The organism is Kamptonema sp. PCC 6506 (genome assembly GCF_000180455.1).
Classification (GTDB): domain Bacteria; phylum Cyanobacteriota; class Cyanobacteriia; order Cyanobacteriales; family Microcoleaceae; genus Kamptonema; species Kamptonema formosum.
Genome location: NZ_CACA01000310.1, coordinates 39,692 through 59,535, shown reverse-complemented (window position 1 = coordinate 59,535; position 19,844 = coordinate 39,692). Strand labels below are relative to the sequence as shown.

General features: G+C 44.2%; 26 protein-coding genes and 1 tRNA gene. 8 read left to right on the top strand and 19 right to left on the bottom strand.

Going from position 1 to position 19,844, the window contains the following annotated elements; all coding sequences use genetic code 11:
* Positions 1-351: 351 nt before the first annotated feature.
* Both hemB and OSCI_RS19135 read left to right on the top strand, forming a co-directional pair.
* Complete coding sequence (gene hemB / locus OSCI_RS19140) at positions 352-1,329, top strand: porphobilinogen synthase (RefSeq protein ID WP_007356746.1); 978 nt, start codon at positions 352-354, stop codon at positions 1,327-1,329.
* A 407-nt stretch (positions 1,330-1,736) separates the two neighbouring features.
* Positions 1,737-2,282 carry a GNAT family N-acetyltransferase gene (locus tag OSCI_RS19135; protein ID WP_007356745.1) on the top strand — a complete coding sequence of 182 codons (546 nt, stop codon included), beginning with the start codon at positions 1,737-1,739 and terminating at the stop codon, positions 2,280-2,282.
* A 242-nt stretch (positions 2,283-2,524) separates the two neighbouring features.
* Here OSCI_RS19135 and prmC read toward each other — a convergent pair whose 3' ends face one another.
* From prmC to OSCI_RS19110, 4 genes are all read right to left on the bottom strand, one after another.
* Positions 2,525-3,460: a peptide chain release factor N(5)-glutamine methyltransferase gene (prmC, locus tag OSCI_RS19130; RefSeq protein WP_007356744.1), complete on the bottom strand. Its 936-nt coding sequence runs from the start codon at positions 3,458-3,460 to the stop codon at positions 2,525-2,527.
* A gap of 97 nt (positions 3,461-3,557) precedes the next feature.
* The gene (locus OSCI_RS19125; RefSeq protein WP_007356743.1) at positions 3,558-4,382 is read right to left on the bottom strand and encodes a Tic22 family protein; all 825 of its coding nucleotides are present in this window, start codon (positions 4,380-4,382) and stop codon (positions 3,558-3,560) included.
* Positions 4,383-5,019: 637 nt separating this feature from the next.
* Positions 5,020-5,093, bottom strand: a tRNA-Pro gene (locus OSCI_RS19115).
* A gap of 232 nt (positions 5,094-5,325) precedes the next feature.
* On the bottom strand, positions 5,326-5,877 hold the full coding sequence (locus tag OSCI_RS19110; RefSeq protein ID WP_007356742.1) for a GNAT family N-acetyltransferase: 552 nt from the start codon (positions 5,875-5,877) through the stop codon (positions 5,326-5,328).
* A gap of 72 nt (positions 5,878-5,949) precedes the next feature.
* Here OSCI_RS19110 and OSCI_RS19105 point away from each other — a divergent pair, with 72 nt between their 5' ends.
* Together OSCI_RS19105 and OSCI_RS19100 are read left to right on the top strand one after the other, a co-directional pair.
* Complete coding sequence (locus OSCI_RS19105) at positions 5,950-6,675, top strand: hypothetical protein (protein ID WP_007356741.1); 726 nt, start codon at positions 5,950-5,952, stop codon at positions 6,673-6,675.
* 67 nt (positions 6,676-6,742) lie between these two features.
* Positions 6,743-7,396 carry a Uma2 family endonuclease gene (locus OSCI_RS19100; protein WP_007356740.1) on the top strand — a complete coding sequence of 218 codons (654 nt, stop codon included), beginning with the start codon at positions 6,743-6,745 and terminating at the stop codon, positions 7,394-7,396.
* Positions 7,397-7,484: 88 nt separating this feature from the next.
* Here the strand turns inward: OSCI_RS19100 and OSCI_RS19095 are convergent, their stop codons facing one another.
* The 3 genes from OSCI_RS19095 to OSCI_RS19085 form a co-directional block, all read right to left on the bottom strand.
* Positions 7,485-8,195: an MORN repeat-containing protein gene (locus OSCI_RS19095; protein WP_019487355.1), complete on the bottom strand. Its 711-nt coding sequence runs from the start codon at positions 8,193-8,195 to the stop codon at positions 7,485-7,487.
* A 112-nt stretch (positions 8,196-8,307) separates the two neighbouring features.
* Positions 8,308-9,048, bottom strand: a complete 741-nt coding sequence (locus OSCI_RS19090; RefSeq protein WP_007356738.1) for an MORN repeat-containing protein — start codon at positions 9,046-9,048, stop codon at positions 8,308-8,310.
* 104 nt (positions 9,049-9,152) lie between these two features.
* On the bottom strand, positions 9,153-10,358 hold the full coding sequence (locus OSCI_RS19085) for a hypothetical protein (RefSeq protein ID WP_007356736.1): 1,206 nt from the start codon (positions 10,356-10,358) through the stop codon (positions 9,153-9,155).
* 328 nt (positions 10,359-10,686) lie between these two features.
* Here OSCI_RS19085 and gpmI point away from each other — a divergent pair, with 328 nt between their 5' ends.
* The 3 genes from gpmI to OSCI_RS19070 all read left to right on the top strand — a co-directional run bounded on the left by gpmI (position 10,687) and on the right by OSCI_RS19070 (position 13,697).
* On the top strand, positions 10,687-12,285 hold the full coding sequence (gpmI, locus tag OSCI_RS19080) for a 2,3-bisphosphoglycerate-independent phosphoglycerate mutase (RefSeq protein ID WP_007356734.1): 1,599 nt from the start codon (positions 10,687-10,689) through the stop codon (positions 12,283-12,285).
* Between the two features lie 179 nt (positions 12,286-12,464).
* Positions 12,465-12,701 (top strand): preprotein translocase subunit SecG, encoded by a 237-nt coding sequence (secG, locus tag OSCI_RS19075; RefSeq protein WP_007356733.1) that lies wholly within the window; start codon positions 12,465-12,467, stop codon positions 12,699-12,701.
* Between the two features lie 270 nt (positions 12,702-12,971).
* A complete protein-coding gene (locus OSCI_RS19070; protein ID WP_007356732.1) occupies positions 12,972-13,697 on the top strand; it encodes a matrixin family metalloprotease in 726 nt (241 codons plus the stop codon).
* Between the two features lie 225 nt (positions 13,698-13,922).
* On the opposite strand, the gene OSCI_RS19065 is transcribed toward OSCI_RS19070, so the two are convergent.
* The 9 genes from OSCI_RS19065 to OSCI_RS19030 all read right to left on the bottom strand — a co-directional run bounded on the left by OSCI_RS19065 (position 13,923) and on the right by OSCI_RS19030 (position 17,849).
* Positions 13,923-14,504, bottom strand: a complete 582-nt coding sequence (locus OSCI_RS19065; protein WP_007356731.1) for a hypothetical protein — start codon at positions 14,502-14,504, stop codon at positions 13,923-13,925.
* Between the two features lie 72 nt (positions 14,505-14,576).
* Positions 14,577-14,939, bottom strand: a complete 363-nt coding sequence (locus tag OSCI_RS19060) for a YtxH domain-containing protein (protein ID WP_007356730.1) — start codon at positions 14,937-14,939, stop codon at positions 14,577-14,579.
* A 178-nt stretch (positions 14,940-15,117) separates the two neighbouring features.
* Positions 15,118-15,423, bottom strand: a complete 306-nt coding sequence (locus OSCI_RS19055; RefSeq protein WP_007356729.1) for a hypothetical protein — start codon at positions 15,421-15,423, stop codon at positions 15,118-15,120.
* A gap of 33 nt (positions 15,424-15,456) precedes the next feature.
* Positions 15,457-15,801, bottom strand: coding sequence for a hypothetical protein (locus tag OSCI_RS19050; protein WP_019487354.1), 345 nt, complete (start codon positions 15,799-15,801; stop codon positions 15,457-15,459).
* Positions 15,802-16,021: 220 nt separating this feature from the next.
* Positions 16,022-16,213 (bottom strand): hypothetical protein, encoded by a 192-nt coding sequence (locus OSCI_RS19045; RefSeq protein WP_007356727.1) that lies wholly within the window; start codon positions 16,211-16,213, stop codon positions 16,022-16,024.
* A 25-nt stretch (positions 16,214-16,238) separates the two neighbouring features.
* On the bottom strand, positions 16,239-16,409 hold the full coding sequence (locus tag OSCI_RS31625) for an addiction module antitoxin (RefSeq protein ID WP_234708777.1): 171 nt from the start codon (positions 16,407-16,409) through the stop codon (positions 16,239-16,241).
* A 192-nt stretch (positions 16,410-16,601) separates the two neighbouring features.
* On the bottom strand, positions 16,602-16,949 hold the full coding sequence (locus OSCI_RS19035; RefSeq protein WP_007356725.1) for a hypothetical protein: 348 nt from the start codon (positions 16,947-16,949) through the stop codon (positions 16,602-16,604).
* A gap of 16 nt (positions 16,950-16,965) precedes the next feature.
* Entirely contained in the window at positions 16,966-17,124 is a 159-nt protein-coding gene (locus tag OSCI_RS30845; protein WP_007356724.1) for a hypothetical protein, read from the bottom strand.
* A gap of 152 nt (positions 17,125-17,276) precedes the next feature.
* Entirely contained in the window at positions 17,277-17,849 is a 573-nt protein-coding gene (locus OSCI_RS19030) for a hypothetical protein (RefSeq protein ID WP_019487353.1), read from the bottom strand.
* 190 nt (positions 17,850-18,039) lie between these two features.
* On the opposite strand from OSCI_RS19030, the gene OSCI_RS19025 reads away from it, so the two are divergent.
* The gene (locus tag OSCI_RS19025) at positions 18,040-18,513 is read left to right on the top strand and encodes a hypothetical protein (RefSeq protein ID WP_007356722.1); all 474 of its coding nucleotides are present in this window, start codon (positions 18,040-18,042) and stop codon (positions 18,511-18,513) included.
* 272 nt (positions 18,514-18,785) lie between these two features.
* Here the strand turns inward: OSCI_RS19025 and OSCI_RS19020 are convergent, their stop codons facing one another.
* From OSCI_RS19020 to OSCI_RS19010, 3 genes are read right to left on the bottom strand one after another with little or no spacing between them, the layout of a single operon-like run.
* Positions 18,786-19,007 (bottom strand): hypothetical protein, encoded by a 222-nt coding sequence (locus OSCI_RS19020; RefSeq protein ID WP_007356721.1) that lies wholly within the window; start codon positions 19,005-19,007, stop codon positions 18,786-18,788.
* Positions 19,007-19,462: a Panacea domain-containing protein gene (locus tag OSCI_RS19015; protein ID WP_007356720.1), complete on the bottom strand. Its 456-nt coding sequence runs from the start codon at positions 19,460-19,462 to the stop codon at positions 19,007-19,009. Before OSCI_RS19015 ends, OSCI_RS19020 begins: the two co-directional genes overlap by 1 nt.
* Before the next feature lie 22 nt (positions 19,463-19,484).
* Positions 19,485-19,739: a DUF4926 domain-containing protein gene (locus OSCI_RS19010; protein WP_007356719.1), complete on the bottom strand. Its 255-nt coding sequence runs from the start codon at positions 19,737-19,739 to the stop codon at positions 19,485-19,487.
* Positions 19,740-19,844: the final 105 nt, after the last annotated feature.

The window sequence follows — 19,844 nt, the reverse complement described above, 5'->3', positions numbered from 1 at the left end:
GCCAGGGGTTAAAACCCCTGAGTAATAGCCCAAGTCGGTTAAAACCGACTCAAATACTAGCTATCTAGTCGTCTTCAGACGACTTTCACTATCAGACAGGGGTTTCAACCTCTGGCGGACTATAGCAACTAGCACAAATTTAGTCAGGCATCTCAGAGTATCAAACCTGATTCTATCAACCGATAGCTGCGTCTGATGCACCCTACAAGTTAATTTAAGTGTAATACTTGGCTTTAGTCCTCAGAAATTTATTTAAGCGTTGTGCTTTGGGGAAACCAGAAGTTCTAGACTTAGCAACAGGGCAATCATTATCAGCCCAAAAGTCTAACTGACTCAACACTTAAAAAAATCATGTTTCCAACACATCGCCCTCGCCGCCTTCGCCAAAATCCCCAACTACGTAGGATGGTACGCGAAACGGTCTTGACTACTAACGATTTAATATATCCTCTGTTTGCCGTGCCAGGGGAATCTGTAGCGACAGAAGTTAAATCTATGCCGGGAGTCTACCAGCTATCGGTAGACAAAATTGTAGAAGAAGCCAAAGAAGTTTACGACCTCGGCATTCCCGCAATTATCTTATTTGGCATTCCTGAAGATAAGGATACAGAAGCTACGGGCGCGTGGCATGACTGCGGAATTGTGCAAAAAGCTACCGCAGCAGTTAAAAAAGCCGTACCCGACCTCGTGGTAATTGTGGATACTTGTTTGTGCGAATATACCAGTCACGGTCACTGCGGCTATTTGCAAGTCGGAGATTTAACTGGTCGGGTTTTGAACGACCCCACACTGGAGTTACTAAAGAAAACTGCGATCGCTCAAGCTCAAGCTGGTGCTGATATTATCGCACCTTCGGGGATGATGGATGGTTTTGTGCAGGCAATTCGCGAAGGCTTAGACGGCGCTGGATTTGAAGATATCCCTATTCTTTCTTATGCAGCTAAATATGCCTCAGCTTATTATGGCCCATTCCGGGATGCTGCTGATTCAACTCCGCAATTTGGCGATCGCCGTACTTACCAAATGGACCCCGGAAATGGTCGCGAAGCCCTCAAGGAAATTGCCCTTGACATCGCTGAAGGCGCTGATATGCTAATGGTCAAGCCAGCTTTGGCTTACATGGACATCATCTGGCGCGTCAAGGAAGCCACTAATTTACCAGTCGCAGCCTACAACGTTTCTGGCGAATATGCGATGGTAAAAGCCGCCGCCCTTAATGGTTGGATTGATGAACAAAAAGTCGTAATGGAAACCCTCACAGGGTTTAAACGCGCTGGTGCTGACTTGATTTTAACGTATCATGCCAAGGATGCAGCCCGTTGGCTTTAAGCCCGCAAGCGGTTTTGAACTGTAAGTTTTGTAGGGTGGGTAATCCTCACCCTGCTGCTGTTTTTAAGAGATTTAGATAGTCGAAAATGTCATAAATCCATAACAAAAAAACTAAGATTTTTGCCAAAATGTATTGATAATTACCGAATAGATGGATAAGATATGAAAAGTAATAAGTAGGTGGATATAAAAAACAGTAGATGTTTTGTAGAGGCGGGTTTAGCCAGAGACTATACTATCAGGCACTTTTCCAGATAAAAAACCGTCATCTACTACGTTTACTATCAGCTTTGTTGCCGGCATTATTAACAAAAAATGGGCTGCTAAAGCGCGAATCGTTTAAAGCCGTCAGCATACAAATACACCAATTTCAGATAGTTTAAACCCAACTTGAAGGCAAATTGAGAATGAACTCAACCACGAGAGATTACCGCAACATCCAATTTTGTATCGGTTCTGAGCAGGTAGACCTACATCAATTAAAAGGGTTGTTTAAAGGAGCAGCTTTTTGGGCAAGGGAGCGATCGCTCTTAGATTTAGAAACCGCGCTCCGGTTCAGCGAACCAGTAGTTAGTGTTTGGGATGGCGATCGCATGATCGGGTTCGCTCGCGCTACATCAGACGGTATCTACCGCGCCACAATTTGGGATGTAGTCATTAATCCTGACTATCAAGGCGGCGGACTCGGCCGCAAGTTAGTACAGACTGTTTTAAGCCATCCTCGGATGTGTCGAGTAGAGCGAGTCTACCTGATGACAACCTACAAACAAAGTTTCTACGAACGCATTGGTTTCCAGTGCAATGCAAGTACGACAATGGTGTTAGAAAATCAACCCATAGACGCGAATATGGTGTTAGAAAATCAACCACTTGATGCGAATATGGTAGTCGAAAATCAACCCATTGATGCGAACGGAGAAGTTAATTTTCATCCTGTCAAGCTGACTGTATGATCTTAGCTTTTAAGATTTTTAATAGAGTAGAAAAAGAGGTGCAATGCACTTCTTTTTTTATTGTTATTATCTATAACAACCGACGCAAATATTAGATAGATTAGATAGGACAAGACTTACGCATCAACCAAAGAAACCGGGTTTTTTGACGAAAATACTTCGCCCGTACCCACATACGATCTCAAAAACCCGGTTTCTGGAACCATGACCGTAAGTCCTATAGGAATAAAATTTAATATTATTCATTTTCTAAATGCGATCGCAAACCTTTTTATCCCAGCTAGATCGGCATAAATTCCAATATCACGGTAACTACCCGCACTATGCAATATCTCAACCACAACCTCAGCTTGTCCCTCCATCATTTCCACCAACCAGACACCACCCGATCGCAAATAATCCGGCGCTGTTGCTACTAAATGCCGAATACAGTCTAACCCATCACTTCCCCCATCTAAGGCTAAATGAGGCTCATGTTTAGCCACTTCCGGCTGCAAATTAGGCACTAAACTACTAGGAATATAAGGCGGATTAGCAACCATACCGCTAATTTGACCCCGTAGGGGCAAACCATCTATAATTGCGCTTTCTAAAGGTTCCCACCACGAACCTTGATAAAATTGAATGCGATCGCTTAAACCCAAATTATCTGCATTTTGCCTAGCAACAGCGATCGCATCCGAGCTATAATCCACAGCATGAATCAAAGTATTTGTCAAGCTTTCTGCTAAACCCAGCGCGATCGCACCGCTACCAGTTCCCAAATCTACCCAATGGGATTTTGCATTTAAACTTTCTATCTGCGATCGATGTTTAGCTGCTTCCACCGCTAAATCAATTATCAATTCTGTCTCTGGACGCGGAATCAATACCGCAGGCGTTACTTTTAGAGAAAAATGCCGCCAATAGGCAGTTCCAGTTAAATATTGTACAGGCATCTGTTCGCTGACTCGGCGGTGCCATAAATCCTTAAGGTCAGTAAAAGGTAACTTCAGAGTAACTTCGGGCGAATTTTTGAAGGATTCTAGGCGGAGACTTAAGCGATCGATCCCTGCTAACTCTTGCAGCCACCACTCAAGTTCGGTTAGAGAAATGTTAGATGCGATCGCCTCAGCTTTCGCCTGATTTAACCACTCCCAAAGTTCTAACCCTGATACAACCATATAATAATCCGTCATTTAATAAAATGATAAAATCGCCGCCAAAGATGGCGGCGTTACAGATATTTTTGCGTAAGTCCTGACCAATTAACAGTTAACAGTTAACAGTTAACTATTAGCGACGAGGTTGACTTGGGACTGGAGCAGAAGGTCTTGCTCCTGGTTGTGCTGGTTGCAGTTGGTTTCCACCTGATGGTTGCAGAGTTCGCACGTATTCCAGCGACTCTCTCGGTGGTACTAAAATAATTTGGCTCAAAAATGGATCGTTGTCAGTCCGCATTGCTTCCAAAACAGCTTCTAAATTCACAACCTCGATCTTGAGCGAGGAAGCAATATTTGGTTGTTGTTGCTTAAAGCGCTCCAACATCCCCTGTAATTCCTCTTTATTGAAAAACAAAGGAATAACTTGCTCTTGACCCCGTTGAATTGTCAAATATCCATTTTCTGGGCCGCCTCTAGCTAAGAAAAGAGGGACACCGCTAAATTCATTTACCTGTTGGCCGCCTTGGCGCAATAGGGTTTTAGCAGACTCCACTTGGGTAGTGGTAGGAACATAGGCAAATTGTACTTCCTCTGCCTTACCCTTGTTAGCTTGGCTTAACTGGTAAATTTCCCCCAGAGATACTGGTACTACCTTCACTGATGCTGCTAATTGAGGATTTCTAGTTTTTAGGCGATCGACAAAAGCTTGAGCATCCCGTTGACTGATAAAAACTCCAGCTACAGAGGTATTGCTGCCGCTTTGACCTTCTTTGGGAACGGAAGCGATCAGGGGCGCACCTTGCGCGTCAGTAATCGTAAATACTGGCACTGGGCGTAACTTTTCCAAAACCTGGGGATCGGGCAGTGCCAGTGCCGACATATTGCGTGTGAGGGCAGGGGCGAGCAAAGTGCTTCCTAAAATCCCCAACACTGCGCCCAAACGAACTAATGATTTCATAAAACCTCACGGGACTTTGGAAACCAAGGGTTAGAAACCCTTATAGAAAAATGGACTCGGCATTTTTAAATGCGGCCAAGATTGGCGCTAGAATATACCTTGCCAAAAGAAATAGAGTTAAACAAAGACTCTTGCCTTTATCTATGATAAGTAGTCGCAGACTGATACTTTTAATTCAGACTTTCCTAGACAATCTAAGAAAAGCTAAATATAGCAATCCTATTGCAAGGATTGGTGGTATCCCACAAAGCTATAACCTTGCGGCAATAGCGCTTTTTAATGTCTTAGACACCCGCAAACATTGAGGACTACTCCAGAATAGGCACGCCTGTATTTGCTGGTAGCTTAAAAAGCTTTCACGGTTGGCAACTTTCGTAGTTGCGAGTTATTTTGTCCTTTTAGCCGAACCATTGGTTTCTGACTACACCCAGATTATACCAAAACGACTGGAATGCAAGGAAAGCCTTGAAAAATAGGTTTCAAAAGCCGAGTCATTGTTCACACATTTTCGCGCATTTTTTGGGAAAGTCGCGAAAATGTAGTCCTAGCATTTGCTCTTTTGGTTTGTTTCCGGTAATTTCCGGTCACAATCTAAAAGGCTGAGACTGACTCATTATGTAGTTATACGGCTTCTAAATCGGGATGACAGGATTTGAACCTGCGACATCCTGCTCCCAAAGCAGGCGCGCTACCAAGCTGCGCTACATCCCGTTGTTGTCATTTTTTATTCTATGGCCATTAGCTCATAGAATGATGCAATTGTCAAGCTTTTTTTGATTTTAGCTTAACTACGCACCTTGAGAAACAAAACTTTTGATTGAGTTGTTCCCAAACACCAACATTTTTTTGATGGCATTGCCAATATATCATACTTTGGTGGTTTTGGGCAAATTCAATTTTGGCTTAATTTCGCAAAAAAATGACATCTTGGCAGCTTTGAGGGCTAGTCTGGATACCAAAACATTCCTTTGATCCCCTCTGGATCGGACAGGAACCCCAAGTTTCGGTAGAAATCTACCACATGAGGGTCAGCAAATAGGGTAATGTTGCTGATATCTTCGCTGCGGAGTTTTTTAATGATGTACTGCATCAGCGCCTTACCTAAGCCCGATCCCTGGAATTCTGGATGAACCACTACATCCCAGAGTGTGGCATTAAAAGCATGGTCTGATGTGGCTCTGGCAAAACCGATCAACCGCCGCTGGGCTCCTCGCATTTCCCACATGGAAACGACTAGGAAACTGTGTTGAATGGCTTTTTTGACTTTACGCAGGGGGCGGCGAGACCACCCAACTGCATTACAGAGTTCTTCGAGCTCGTAGAGGTCTATGTCGCGATCGGTACTAAACAAGATGCGACTATTGCCAGTAGTGGGTTTGCGAAAGGGCGGGGATAGCAAATCGCTTGCCCCAAAAGCAAAATCTTCCTCAAATTCCGCTGTCTGGGGCGTAGAGGCAGAGTCAGAACCGCTAAATAAGTTTTTCCAAAAACCCATGCAGGCGTGGTTAAGGTAGTAGAAGTTGAATGACCTTAATAGCTAGTATATCTCCCGTACCTCCCCTCAATTATGGCTCCGGGTTTAAAACCATCTACATTGGAACTGCTCAAGCGCTTTAATCGGGCGTTTCCCCAATTTTATGAGCAATTTGTCAGCAGTGAGATTCAATTACAAAACCTGAAGCTAGCCTACCAGTTATACAAAACGAGGCAAGCTGTGATTGAAATTAGACCGGAGGGTAGTAAAAGTGCTCTGCATTTTGCTTACCGTAACCAGTCTTTCCTGCTGAGCGATATTTTTGGCGTGCTGGCGGCCTACGGGCTGACGATTCACAGCCTCAGTCTCTATGGACAAATTTACCCACCGATGTTGGTGTTTATCAAGTTGGTGGTGTCACGCGGGGGTAAGGTTCTGACGGATAAAACCGCAGAAAATGTCTGTAGGGCCGTTCGGGAGGCCCTAGCGGGGCATTTTGAAGTGGAAGAAATGCTCGCTGTGGAATTTAATCTGGATGCGGGTTTGGAGGATGTGGCGACTGAGTTCTATGTCGATCCTGTTTTCCATTTACCTGCTTTGCTGATTGAGGCGGATAACCAGCCTGGACTTTTCTATAAGGTAATGTATGCCATTTGGCAAGAGGATTTGTTGGTGGTGAATGCTAATTTGCTGGTTTGGCGGGGGCGTACTCGCTTGATTTTGTATTTGTTGGGGCCGAATGAGAGTTTGATTCCTGAGTATCTGGGGCAGAAAATTGCTGAGGGGGTGAGGCAGAGGTTGCTGGGCGAGCGTTTTTAAGTATAGCAACCGCCTTGGCGGTTAGGGAGTGTTAAAATCAATAAAAACTTAACTAATTTTACCTCAGATGGTAACAACTACCTTGACTCCTCCGCTACGAAGTAATGAGGAAAAATTAATTACTTTGACAGGCATTAAATGGCTAACATTTAAAGCGATAATGTCTGATGTCGGCGATGGTAGAGCCTGGAGAATTGCTTATGCCGAAGGAGTTTTAGAAATCAGAATGCCATTGCCTAAACATGAAAGACCTAAAGTTATGCTCGAACTCTTTATTGGAGCTTTAGCAGATGAGTTAGAAATTGAAGCTATGAGTCTCGGTGCGTTGACTCTTGAACGGGAGGATTTAGCTCGTGCTATTGAACCAGATACTTGTTTTTACATTCAAAATGAATCTTTAGTTAGAGATAAAGATGAAATTGATTTACCCGCAGATCCTGCACCGGATTTAGTAGTAGAATCAGACTACACGAGTTCTTCTTTGAATAAGTTCTCGATTTATGCTTCTCTGGGGGTTCCTGAAATCTGGAGATATCGAAATCAAAGTCTTCAAGTATATCAATTGGTTGATGGAAGCTATGAAGAGAGGGAGAATAGTCTGGCTTTTCCGTTTTTGCCGATCGCAGAAATTCCGGGTTTGATAGAACAAAGTAAAACTATCGGACAAAGGGCGGCGGTGCGTTTGTTTCGGGAAAGGGTTAGGGAAGTTTTGGCGGAGTGAGTCAGTCCTACGGCAAGCAACGCTATGCCGATTAAAAATTAAAAATTAGAACTTAATCTAATTTTCAATTTTCAATTTTTAATTGTTTTTACTGTTCAATGCGTTGACCATCGCGGAAAATTCCCGGAAAGCGCTTGCCGTTGGCATCTACGATCGTCCCTTTGCCGTGAGGTAATCCTTTCCGCAACTCTCCTTCATAGCGGATGCCGTTGGCAAAGGTACAAATTCCTCTAGCATCGAGTTCGTCACTATAAAACTGACCTTGGCAGCGGGTGCCGTCCGGGCGGGTGAATGTCCCATTACCTAAAGGGTGTCCGCCCACAAATTCTCCCTGAAAGCGATCGCCATTGGCGAAGATAAATTGCCCGCGACCACTCGGCGTACCGATTCTTCGTTCTATATCGAAAGGGCCGATGTAGCGATCGCCATTCGTGAAAATTGCCGTACCAAATCTGATTTTGCCATCTTGGAATACTCCCTCAATTCGAGCATCATTCAAGAAAATGAAAACTCCTCTGCCATTTGGTAGACCCTTGCGAAACTGACCTTCATAGCGATTGCGATCGTCATATACATATACTCCCGTACCATTGGGCAAACCGTTAAGGAAATTTCCGATATAGCTGTCGCCATTGTTGTAGTCACATTTCACTCTGCCTGTGGGGATATTGGGTATGCAGCGACCTGAAGTAGCTTCTGCTTGGGCCAGTGATGGCAACGGCTGTATAAGATAGCTAGTAGTTCCAATAACTGATGCAACTAATAACCCGATTCCTAGTTTTTGAGATTGGAAAATCATTGGTAGAGTGTCTCCTATCCACTTGTAGCTATAATTGTCTTGTATCCTTTTTCTGCTGTCTTGTATCATTAAAATTCTTCCTTTTTACCCCATAAAACTTTCCAATTCTCGCTCATTCCGCTAGCTTGCCTTGGCGGAAAACGCCCGGAAAGCGCCTCCCCTTAGTATCGATGATTGTGCCAAAGCCATGAGGTACACCTCCGCGCAATTCACCTTCATAACGGGCACCGCTGGGGAAAGTGCAGTTAGCTTTAGCATCAAGAGCTTGATTTAAGAACTGTCCAGTGCAGCGCGTGCCATCTGTCCGCGTTAATACCCCTCTACCAAAAGGGGAACCCGCAAAGAATTGTCCTACGTAGCGATCGCCGTTAGCATAAATAAATTCTCCTTGCCCACCAGGTTGACTGCTAATAACGTTAGTTTCTACATTCCTAACTACCTGAAAATTTCCGATGTAGCGATCGCCATTAGGAAATATCACCGTCCCCTGTTTCATCGTGCCATTTTGAAACACTCCGTCATAGCGAGCGTCGTCTTTAAATATAAATAATCCTCGACCATGAGGTACGCCATTACGGAACATTCCGTCATAGCGATCGCCATTGGCATAAACATAGATTCCTCTACCCTGCGGCTGGCCATTGACAAAATCCCCTTCATAGTTATCGCCCCCCTCGTAATTGCATTTCACTTTCCCGGTAGGGGGACTACCTTCGCAGTAGGGCGGACGTTTTCCATCTCCTTTTGGCTCTTGGGCTAATAATGAAAGCGAGTCGATCGGATTAGCGAGGCATCCCATACAAGCAGCAGCAAATATTATAGTTCGAGCCAACTGTCGAATTGAACCAAGCATGGAAACATTTCCTCCGATTGTACTTCTTAATACACTTAAAAAATCGCGTTCAATAGAGATAGTTAGATAGCGATCAACTTTAGCTTGTTGATTTTCTAATCTCTTTACCGCTGCGTTAAACGATTGCTAGTTCCTGGTTTTCTAACAATTGTATTATTCAAATTGGGATCGGACTTAACTGGTTTTTCTCCTACTACTTTGGCAATTTCAACACCGCTTTGTTCCAAAAATACGACCGGATCTTGTCCTGGCTTAATATCAACCCGCTTGACTAAGACCTGCCCATTACCAAGCCTCTGCCCTACTTTGACATATCGGCTGGTTGCCTCGGTCGGAACTTTTACAATCACTTGTATTTCGTTACCAACTTTTACTACACCACTAACTTCTATCCCGCTAGCGATGCCTGTATCAGGCGGTGGAGGAATCGCCGGTCCTGGTCGTTGGCGCGGGGGATTGGGATCTACCCATTGCGGGGGGCGTTTATCTACTGGCAATTCCGGCAAATCTGGTACTCCTAAAGGTTTGGCAGCTACTGGTATAGGAGGAAGAGGCCCACCTGTTCCTAAACCGGGAGCTCGACGAATACCTAATGGTGGAGGATTTAGCTCCGGTAGTTGTGGAACAGTTGAAGTTCCAGCGCTGCTGCCTTTCGGCAGGGAAGAAAGTCCTCGTGAACTGCTGCCTAATAATGGAGAGGGAGCTTGTCTTGGAACCGTCGGTAGCGAGATAAGCTCCCTTCCAAGAGCTTTCTCTTGAGGTTTGTTTGAAGACAGTGGTAGAACCGGAGGTATGGCTTTAGGTAGAACTGGAGGGGGACCGATTAAGACTGGCAGCGTGGGGAGTGAGGCAACTTGACGATCTGGTAGTTTGGGGAGGGAACTACCCGTTGAGGCTCCATTAACTCCTTGAGTAGGTACAGGAAGATTTTGAACTGTTTGAGGAGGAAGTACGGAAAAAGGGTCTGTTTGTAAAGGAGCTTGTGAAATTGAAGGGCTGGGAAGCTGTGACCGGTTGTTGTTACCAGCGCCAGATAGAGCTTGTCTGGCTCGTTCGTCTGGATTTGTGGACTGTATCAAGCCTATAGCGGCTGTTGTCCCAGTTGACTTTGGTGTTACCAGAGGCGAGGCAAAAGTCGGGCTAGGGGTAGCGCTGGGCGAACCCGTTGCCCCAGCAACTGGAGAGGGCGAAGCACCGCTAGGAGCGGGGCTGGGGGTCGGGCTGGCTTGATTGTTGCCAGAGTCGGAGCCACATCCGCCTGTCCAAAGGGCTAGCAAACTTATAGCTACAAGAAATGAAAATTTACGCATAGTCAGTCACCCAAATGCCTGTTCTTAAGATAGCTAAATTTAATCGCATTCGCATTCTAATTGATACTCTGGCGCTAACTGCAACCCATATTAAAGTAAGATTACGATAAAATTTGCTTTTATTAAGGGTTAGCGAATCCAGTTCAATAAAAAAATTGTGGTTCCTACGGCTGGCTACGCCTGCCTATCGAACTCTTGTTTGTCAGGAAAATATGGGCTATTTGCAGGTTAGTAATCCTAAAGACGATTGCGAGGGCGGCAAAGTTGCTCAAGTTGGCCTGAATGGTATGATGTCTGAGGAATGACGATCGCGAAAGGGTAACTCGGCATGGGACAAACGTCTGTATCTCCTGTTGCGCTAATAATTTTAGACGGTTGGGGCTATCGTGAAGAGACTGACGGAAATGCGATCGCCGCCGCTAAGACTCCAGTAATGGATAGTTTGTGGGCCGCTTATCCGAGAACTCTGATCCGCACGGCGGGCAGGGCTGTGGGGTTGCCGGAAGGTCAAATGGGTAACTCTGAGGTGGGCCATTTGAATATTGGCGCTGGCCGGGTAGTTCCTCAAGAGTTGGTGCGGATTTCGGATGCAGTTGAAGACGGCAGTTTGCTTAGCAATCCGGCTTTGGTGAAGGTTTGCTCGGATGTGCGCGATCGCAACTCTAAGTTACACCTCATCGGTCTTTGTTCGGAGGGCGGTGTTCACTCCCATCTCGACCATATTTTCGGGTTGATAGATTTGGCAAAGGCTCAAGGTATTTCCGATCTCTGCATTCATGCGATCGCAGATGGCCGCGATACTAATCCGAAAGAGGGAATTGAAGCTCTAGGAAAGATTGAAAGTTATATCAATCAAGTCGGTGTAGGCCGGATTGTGACGGTCAGCGGTCGCTACTATGGGATGGATCGCGATAAGCGCTGGGATCGAGTTAAGCTGGCTTACGATGTGATGGTAGGGGTTGGGCCTGGTGATGGGCGTTCGGCTGTGGAGTTATTGAGGACTTCCTATTCTGAAGGGGTGACGGATGAGTTTGTGATTCCCACTCGAATCGCGCCGGGGGCAGTAGAATCTGGAGATGGGATAATTTTCTTCAATTTCCGCCCAGACAGGGCTAGAGAACTCACACAGGCTTTGGTAGATCCTAATTTTACAGGGTTTGAAAGACAGCAAATTCAACCCCTAACTTTGGCGACGTTCACGCAGTATGACCCTAAGTTGCCGGTGTTGGTAGCTTTTGAACCGCAGAATTTGAATAATATTTTAGGCGGTGCGATCGCGGCTCGTGGTTTGAAGCAGTTTCGGGCGGCGGAAACTGAAAAGTATGCTCACGTAACTTATTTTTTTAATGGGGGTTTAGAGGAGCCTTTTGAAGGGGAGGATCGGGAGTTGGTACAAAGTCCGATGGTACCAACTTATGACCTCGCACCGGAAATGTCTGCCTATGAGCTAACTGATGTGGCGATCGCAGCGATCGAAAAGCAGATTTATTCGCTAATGGTGATTAACTATGCTAACCCGGACATGGTAGGTCATACGGGAATTATGGAAGCAACTGTGACTGCGATCGAAACTGTAGATAAATGTTTGGGCCGCCTGTTGGAAAGTATCAATAAAGCTGGCGGTACAGCGATTATTATTGCCGATCATGGTAACGCTGAGTTGATGTGGGATGAAAACGGCAATCCCTGGACAGCTCACACAACTAACCCAGTACCCTTTATCCTTGTAGAAGGGGAAAAGTTAAAAATTCCCGCACACGCAACTGATGTTCCTCTGAGGGCTGACGGCTGTTTAGCTGACATTGCGCCGACAATTCTGGAGATTTTGAAATTACCTCAACCCCCAGAAATGACAGGTAAATCGATGGTTGAAGCCGCCGATTTTGAAGTCCGAGCCAATCGTACTCCCGTGCGAGTACGGTTGTAGGAATCTTAACAGTTAACAGTTAACAGTTATAGCAACCGCTTTGTCAGTTAGGAAAATCGCTCATAGCCCAAACCATTGACTCTCTTTCCCTCTTCCCCTAGCCCCTAGCCCCTAGCCCCTAGCCCCTAACCGCCCTGGCGGTTGCCATAACAGTCATCAATTACCAATTACCAATTACCATGACTATTGTTCAAGTTTTACAAATTATCTGGTCTTTATCTGCTGTCGGAATTATCGTTTTTGTGCTGTTGCATAGTCCTAAAGGCGATGGCATTGGAGGAATTGGGGGACAAGCTCAATTGTTTACCAGTACCAAGAGCGCAGAAACAGCTATCAACCGGATTACCTGGGGTTTATCTATTGTTTTTCTGGGTTTAACACTGATTTTGAGTGCTGGTTGGTTAGCTCCAAAGTAGGTATCCTCTTTATTATTCGGGGTTGATGGTTCGGCGATTGAAATCGCTACTACACGAACGAAGTCCGCCTTCGCGGACTAGGAGATAAAGGGAGTATTTAAGCTAGATTTAGTATCTTCTTTTTCTTAATAGTCCGCGAAGGCGGACTTTGTTTGTATAGCCGCGATTTCAATCGCCCGTCTTTTTCTTAATAGTCCGCGAAGGCGGACTTTGTTCGTGTAGCCGCGATTTAAATCGCCCGTCTACTTAATTAGTTATGCTAGTTTGTTTATGTTGACTTATTTAAAACATCAGTTTTTGACCGTTTCAGTTGTAGCTTTTTGTACTTTTATTATAATAATTATTAGTCAGCTTCAAAGTGATGCTGCTAGCCTGAATACTCTAAACGATCGGCTCCCTTCACCACAAATTCATCCTTTACCTGCAACGCTAACTAATTGGAAAGATTCAACAGATAGCAGCGATTATTTTAACGAAGTTAAGACCTTAGAATTTGGTTATTTGGTGTGGTCGCAGTTTCCAATTAAGGTATATGTAGAGCAGGTTACTGATAACAATAGCTCTCAATCATGGAGTAAAACTGTGTTGAATGCTGTACTAGAATGGGGAGTCTATTTGCCGTTGGAAGTGGTAGATAAATTAGAAAAAGCTGATATTAGGATTTTACACGAGTCTCCACCTCTACGACAGGGACAATTACGGGCGCGCTCGGGTGAAACTCGCTATGAGTTATATGTTAGTAAACAGGGGGAGAGAGGTATTTTATCTCATCGTTGTACTATCTGGTTAAATCCGAGTCAAACAGGGAAATATATCGCTGCTGTGGCGCGTCATGAGTTCGGTCATGGGTTGGGAATTTGGGGCCATAGTCCTGTCGATACTGATGTCATGTATTTTGCTCAGGTGAGAACCCCCCCGCCAATTTCTGTGAGAGATATTAATACTTTGAAGCGGGTTTATGAGCAGCCAACTCGTCTGGGATGGCCGGAGATATAGCAACCGCTTTCAGGGGCTAAGGGCTAGGGGCTAGGGACTAGGGGAAGAAGGGGAAGAAAGGGAAGAATGGGAAGAAGGGGAAGAAAGGGAAGAATGGAATAGAATCTGAATTCAGAACTTCCTAACCCCATTGGCGGTTGCTATAATTAAAAATTACAAATTAAAAATTACAAACAATTACAAATTAAACAATTACAAATTTAAGAACAGAGTATATAATCCCTATTACTCCAATTCTTCAGGACTAGGTTCTAGGTGAGAAGCCTTGTTGGGGCGCGGGCGGGGGGATTCGCCCTGAATTTCACGGCTGTTGTAGGTATTTAAGGCTTCCCGGCTGGAGGTATATTCTTCTAAGTAGTTGTCATCTAGAGTGGAATTGCCAAGAGAGAGGGGATTTCTTTGGCTGGGGGAGAGGCGTTCTAATCGGCGATCGCTAGTTGCTGGCTTGCGAGTTAATGTTTTCCAAGCAACTTGGATACCAGTCAAGACATTGCGAGTGGTAATTTGTACTTTTTGGGCTTGCTTTTTGGCACTGCCAATGCTTTGATCGACTTGCTTGACAACTTCTCCTGCACTTTGAACGCCTTCGCTAACATCCTCTGTGAGTTCGCTGATTTCGATCCCAGTTAAGCGGATGGCTTCTAGGGTGGGGGGAAATTCGCGAGAGAGGGTGTCGGCTAATTTTTCCACGCTGCGGGCGGCTCGCCCTAGTGCTTGTACGGCGGGTAGGAGAGCTATTAAGACAGCAGTAAGGCTGACTGCAACTAAGAAAATGGACAGTGCTAGCCAAAACACGGGGTCAGTCACGGGAACTCACCTACAGCAAAAGGATAGGAGGGAATGTTGGGGTGGAGATGGCGACAGCGGAGAATTCGGCTGTTAGAGGAAGCGTTTGGCCGGATCGCGGGGGGGAAGGCGAGATTCGCGGTTGTTGTCAGCTTCTACTTGGGATAGGGTTTGGCGATCGCCACGAGAGGCTTCGATACCGGCGGCGATCGCTTCTTTGAGTCTTGCTAAGGTTTCTTCCCAGTTTCGCAGTGCGGATTCTGAGAGGCGATCGGCTTGGATTTGGACGCTGGTGGATAAATCTTCTGCTAACTCCGGGAGTGCATCGGCAGATTTTTTCAATAGTTGGCGTGTTTGTTTGCCCGATCGCGGAGCGATGAGTAAACCGATGGCGGTACCAATGGCGGAGCCGACTACCAGCCCACCTACAAATAATCCAGGACGTTTATTTGACATTTCTATAATTCTTACTCATATATCAATTTTAGGGGGGAAAGCCAATTCGCAACGACTTGTGAGAGGAAAAATATGCCCTGGGTGCTATTTCTTAAGATATGGTGAGATTGCCCAGTGGCTTTGTTGGCGGGGGCTTAGGCGAAAATCTTAGCGCGATTTACTTACTTTTTAACGAAGTTTACCTGAAACGGACAGAGCGTCGCCGCCAAAGTCTACCTCCCAAAGTCAGTAATCCCAAAATTTGCTGGAGTTGTTGGATTTGTGCTTCTAGTTGTCGGTACTGCTTTCGGAGTTGGCGAGAACTTTTCTCGCCTTTGGCTAGAAAATCGGGTGTTCGGGTGAGGAAGTTATAGGTGTTCTTCTCCATTATGGTGACTGTCCTTTCGACGCGATCGAGCACTTGTTTCATTTGCCATGCTTTCCAAGCGATGTAAAAGCAGAGGAGGGATATTAGTAGGTTGATAACTAAAACGGCCGTTAGCATTGCTCTCCTGTGGTAACTCACCTCTTTTTCAGTTTATACCAATACTTCTAATTCGCTGGGATGGGATAGGAGTTTACCGAGGCGATCGCTAAAGTAAAGCACTTCATAATGTGGTGATAATTCTTGGCGTAATTGCTTCCACAAACTGATGCCTTCTGCTTCAAAAGCTTCTGATTTTTCTGGAGTTAAATCAGGAGAGTTACCTGGATCGTCCCAGTTTAATCTAGCATCATAAGCTTGAGCCCAGTTATACAAGCGATTAATTGTTTCTGGATGTAGAGCAAATTGAGCAGGATCGATATCGCCTACTTCATCAGGTTCATTCCACCACAAGGGATCGCAACCATAATCTGCCATTAGTCTAATTTTTTTTGACATAAATGTTTAACCTCACCAGTAATTATCTAACTTTAGTTCTTGGATTTGCACCGACAATATATCCGTTACTTCCGACTGTGACTGATAGATATTTAGTTTCACCTTTAAAAGTAAATTGATAAATAGGTCTAGGTCTAGCGTTAGTAGTTCCTTGCTGACCGACTATTGTTCCTTCTGTTAATGCTAATATTACTGCATCTATAATATCATGGCGCTCAATTCAGATATTAGCAAACTGCTCGGCTTTTTCCAAAATATGCTCTAACCCTCGTTGCTTATCTCCGGTTTCCAAAAAAACAATTTTGCCATCTGCTTGTCTAGCAATCCGAATAATATGCTCTGGGGTATGTTTGATACCAGCTTCCTGAAGTTCGGCAATTAAAGCGGACTTTTCTGATTCATTGGTTGTCATTAACTGTCATGCTTCGTAGTGATATCTAGCTTTCTGCTGTGTCAACTCCTAACTCCTGACGCAGTTCATTTACGTTTTGAGGTTTAAAAGTTCTAGTTTTGGTTTGTTGAAGTTCCGTTAACAAGCGAACAGCGTTAGCTGGCGATCGCAGTAAGTGTACTGTTTCCATCAAGCTGTCTAACTCGTCAGCAGCAATTAAGGCGACATTTTCACCATCGGGTCGTTGAATGATGACTACATCGCGATCGCTACTACTTTCTCACAGAGTTGAGTTAGTTTAGCACTCGCCTCACTCAAGGTTATTTGAGTCTCCATTGGTTTAATTCTCTGTTAGATTTCGTTTGATTATAGCATGACTGAAGGAATGGGGCGATCGCTCTTTTTTGGTTTATACCAATACCTCTAATTCACTAGGATGTGAAAAGAGTTTACCGAGGCGATCGCTAAAGTAAAGCACTTCATAATGAGGGGATAATTCTTGGCGTAATTGCTTCCACAAACTGATGCCTTCTGCTTCAAAAGTATCCTCAGCTTCTTTACTAGGGAAACCTGGTGAGTTAGCAGGATCATTCCTATTCAGAGTTGCATCATTGGCATCTGCCCATTTTTCTAAACGGCTAATAGTTTCTGGACTTAGCGGCAATGTTCCGGGGTCAATATTACCCACTCTACCATCGCCTGACCACCACAATGGGTCGCAAGCATAATCTGCCATTAGTTTAATCTTAATTGCCATAGCTAGTCTCCTCAAATTATGGTGAAGATGGATTTGCACCGACTATATAGCCATTAAAGATAATTCTACCGTCTAGTCTTTTGGCAATTCGCACAATTTTCTCAGGAGTGTGCTTAATGCCAGCTTCTTCAAGTTCTGCAATTAAGGCTGAGTTATCTGATTCATTATTTGGCATTTATGTCAAGAAATTACCTGAGAGGTTTAGATATTATTTTACCGTGTTTGAGGAGTGCGATCGCTCCTCACCCTGTCAGGCAAATACTTCTAATTCGCTGGGATGGGTGAAGAGTTGGTGAAAGCGATCGCTCTTGTTCACTATTTTTACGGCTATTTTCCATTCTGAATTACCCGATGCACTTCTGCTAACGGCAGTTCTAAAGATTCTGCAATTTGTTCGACTGTCAAACCCAGTTTTACCAATTTTGGAACTGCTTCTAACTTAGCTTTGCGTTCGGCTTCTTCTAAAAGTTTTTGATAATTTGGATATTCTTTGACATCATTATCACTTTTATGGTCTGATTCCGATCGTTCTGACGAAAGTGATTCAGATTCTTGTGCGGGATTGGTACAAAAATTAATATGCCCAATTTGTACAGGACTTCCCATACTTGAGAAGTTTGCTACTCCCCATCTTTCTACCGTAGCGCGAAAGTTTGATTTGTTAAGGTCTTCTCCCAGTACACTTGAGAGTAACTGCCATAGCTCATAGCTAGCATCTCTCACATGACCCTGACTACAGTGATATTCTTCCGCAATTTGTGCGTATTTCCGATTATTCAAGACTCCCTTGAGGATTGCTACTTGCAGGGTATCGAGGTGTTTGCCAGTCTTGGCAAACACTAGCTCATCAATAGAGTTTAATACATCTTGGTTATCCATCAATATATCTGAATACAACATTATTTTAGTATAACCCGTTTTTTTCCGACTTTATCCGCTTTTTTCCGACTTGTCAAAGCAGCGATCAGTTGACATTATAAGTAGTATCAAGTTAGTTAAATTACTTACCAAATTATCGATGGGTGTATTTGGAGCGTCAGCCATAATACAGAATTGATATAGCCAACAGCTATTACTTCACTTTGTCAATATGAACAAGTTAATTACATTAGTTTTCCTCTCGTCTGTTCTCCTCCTTGCTACAACTGAAAGCACTTTCTATAAAGGTGTTAACGCTCAGTCATTCCAACGTAATCGCCCAGATTTAAACGGTCTGCTAATTAGAAATCCGGGTAATAGTAGGATTTTCTGGGTTGATCGTGGTCAGCTCCGCCATATCGCAGGTCTGAGTATATATCAAAGATTGTTTGTACCCAAACATCGAGATTATTTAGAAACCGATGTCATTGAACCCGGACCATCTATAACAAATGATAACAGACTTGTCCGTTGTGGAGAAAACGGACATCCTTTGAAAAACCGTATATACCTTTTAGACCAGGGTACAAAAAGGCACGTCACATCTCCAACTGTTATGGATAAGAATAACTTTAACTGGAAAGGGGTTAGCACTATTGATTGTCCGGTTCTAGCTACGATAAAAGACGGAGAGCCTATCCGGTAGAGTAGTCAAAAAGAAGCAAGGGTTACAGACTTCATAACTGGTTATAGTCCCAATCATTCTGGACAAACGCTATGGTTTCGATCGAACCACACAATATAGTAAATCGAACCTACGCGAAAACCAAAAATCCGCTTTCTTTCATCAACTCGCATTTCTGAAAGTTTCACATCCTCGCTGACACTTTCAGGTAGTTTTGGATGATTAGTAATTAGCTTGTATCCGCAACCTACAGAACCACCGCGTTGTTTCGAGCCTTGGCTTTTTATTTGTGCCTATGTATATCTCTCAATTTTTTTAAGTCCATGAATCAAATCATCAATTTCTGATGATTGCCAATCTGATAAAAGCCAACGGTTTTCATCAGTATGCTCAAACCTAAAGCTGGGGTGTTGTTCGTCTGCATTCTGGGAACCTGTTGGATGAGTTAAAGCCGATTCAGGGATTCGGCGTGAGGAACTTGCGGTTGAAGACTTTTTAATCCGAGATTTTCCCACTACGCCTCCAAAAAAGAGGCGTAATAAGTTTTCATATCCTCATGGGAAATAACTTTTGATGATTTTTGGGCAGGCTCTAAACCTTTACGAGCATTAATCCAAGGTTCTTCTGAGTGGGTCAAATCCTCAAGTCGTTTAGCACTCAATTCGCCATAAGCATTCCAAACTTCTTCGAGAACTTCTATTTCATCGTCCTCAAATTCGGGCAATTCTTCTTCCGGTTCGGGAATAGCTCCATATCGATAATCTTTATAGGTGTCCCAAACTTCATATATCGCAGGCCCATGAACCCAAGCTTGAATATCTTCATAAAAAAGTGGTTGATCTCGCAATACCAAACTCCAAGCTTGTGCGTAATAAACAAGCTTTTGAAGTTTCAGAGGCGAGATTGTATCCCCAGCATCTCGATCGACGCGGTACAAGAAATAACGAGCGACATCTAAAGCGCTTTTCATAGTTACTTACTTCTTTTTTTAACTAAGCAGCAATATGATTTGGTATCTGTTGAGTGTCACCCCAGATTTCGGGTAAAGCTGTCACCCAGGAAATCGGAACAGAAATTACATCTAATGTTTCCCCATTTTTAAATATTTCCAGAGTGTATCCTGCATCGGGCTGATTTTTGGTAGGATTTAGGTGGTCTAGGATAACGCCTTTGTCTCCCTTTGTGACGGGGGTATTAGGAACGTCTTGATTAAGTTCTACCCATTGAAATAATGCTAAAGTTGTCATTGTTTAATCCTCCTGTGATTTGTCGGGATAGAGAGTTATAAATTTAACTAAGTGAAATTAAAGTATGAGTTTGCTTTTAGCTGGCAATTAGTTTAGTAAGGTGGG

Bases quoted from the DNA above. Each gene is read 5' to 3' on its own strand.
- OSCI_RS19015 (WP_007356720.1), bottom strand. From the start codon at position 19,462: ATGAAAAGCGCTTTAGATGTCGCTCGTTATTTCTTGTACCGCGTCGAT.
- OSCI_RS19025 (WP_007356722.1), top strand. From the start codon at position 18,040: ATGAACAAGTTAATTACATTAGTTTTCCTCTCGTCTGTTCTCCTCCTT.
- OSCI_RS19010 (WP_007356719.1), bottom strand. From the start codon at position 19,739: ATGACAACTTTAGCATTATTTCAATGGGTAGAACTTAATCAAGACGTT.
- OSCI_RS19045 (WP_007356727.1), bottom strand. From the start codon at position 16,213: ATGACAACCAATGAATCAGAAAAGTCCGCTTTAATTGCCGAACTTCAG.
- OSCI_RS19090 (WP_007356738.1), bottom strand. From the start codon at position 9,048: ATGCTTGGTTCAATTCGACAGTTGGCTCGAACTATAATATTTGCTGCT.
- prmC (WP_007356744.1), bottom strand. From the start codon at position 3,460: ATGACGGATTATTATATGGTTGTATCAGGGTTAGAACTTTGGGAGTGG.
- OSCI_RS30845 (WP_007356724.1), bottom strand. From the start codon at position 17,124: ATGCCAAATAATGAATCAGATAACTCAGCCTTAATTGCAGAACTTGAA.
- OSCI_RS19060 (WP_007356730.1), bottom strand. From the start codon at position 14,939: ATGTCAAATAAACGTCCTGGATTATTTGTAGGTGGGCTGGTAGTCGGC.
- OSCI_RS19055 (WP_007356729.1), bottom strand. From the start codon at position 15,423: ATGCTAACGGCCGTTTTAGTTATCAACCTACTAATATCCCTCCTCTGC.
- gpmI (WP_007356734.1), top strand. From the start codon at position 10,687: ATGGGACAAACGTCTGTATCTCCTGTTGCGCTAATAATTTTAGACGGT.
- OSCI_RS19110 (WP_007356742.1), bottom strand. From the start codon at position 5,877: ATGGGTTTTTGGAAAAACTTATTTAGCGGTTCTGACTCTGCCTCTACG.
- OSCI_RS19070 (WP_007356732.1), top strand. From the start codon at position 12,972: ATGTTGACTTATTTAAAACATCAGTTTTTGACCGTTTCAGTTGTAGCT.
- OSCI_RS19125 (WP_007356743.1), bottom strand. From the start codon at position 4,382: ATGAAATCATTAGTTCGTTTGGGCGCAGTGTTGGGGATTTTAGGAAGC.
- OSCI_RS19085 (WP_007356736.1), bottom strand. From the start codon at position 10,358: ATGCGTAAATTTTCATTTCTTGTAGCTATAAGTTTGCTAGCCCTTTGG.
- OSCI_RS19105 (WP_007356741.1), top strand. From the start codon at position 5,950: ATGGCTCCGGGTTTAAAACCATCTACATTGGAACTGCTCAAGCGCTTT.
- OSCI_RS19050 (WP_019487354.1), bottom strand. From the start codon at position 15,801: ATGTCAAAAAAAATTAGACTAATGGCAGATTATGGTTGCGATCCCTTG.
- OSCI_RS19100 (WP_007356740.1), top strand. From the start codon at position 6,743: ATGGTAACAACTACCTTGACTCCTCCGCTACGAAGTAATGAGGAAAAA.
- OSCI_RS19030 (WP_019487353.1), bottom strand. From the start codon at position 17,849: ATGTTGTATTCAGATATATTGATGGATAACCAAGATGTATTAAACTCT.
- secG (WP_007356733.1), top strand. From the start codon at position 12,465: ATGACTATTGTTCAAGTTTTACAAATTATCTGGTCTTTATCTGCTGTC.
- OSCI_RS19095 (WP_019487355.1), bottom strand. From the start codon at position 8,195: ATGATTTTCCAATCTCAAAAACTAGGAATCGGGTTATTAGTTGCATCA.
- OSCI_RS19135 (WP_007356745.1), top strand. From the start codon at position 1,737: ATGAACTCAACCACGAGAGATTACCGCAACATCCAATTTTGTATCGGT.
- hemB (WP_007356746.1), top strand. From the start codon at position 352: ATGTTTCCAACACATCGCCCTCGCCGCCTTCGCCAAAATCCCCAACTA.
- OSCI_RS19035 (WP_007356725.1), bottom strand. From the start codon at position 16,949: ATGGCAATTAAGATTAAACTAATGGCAGATTATGCTTGCGACCCATTG.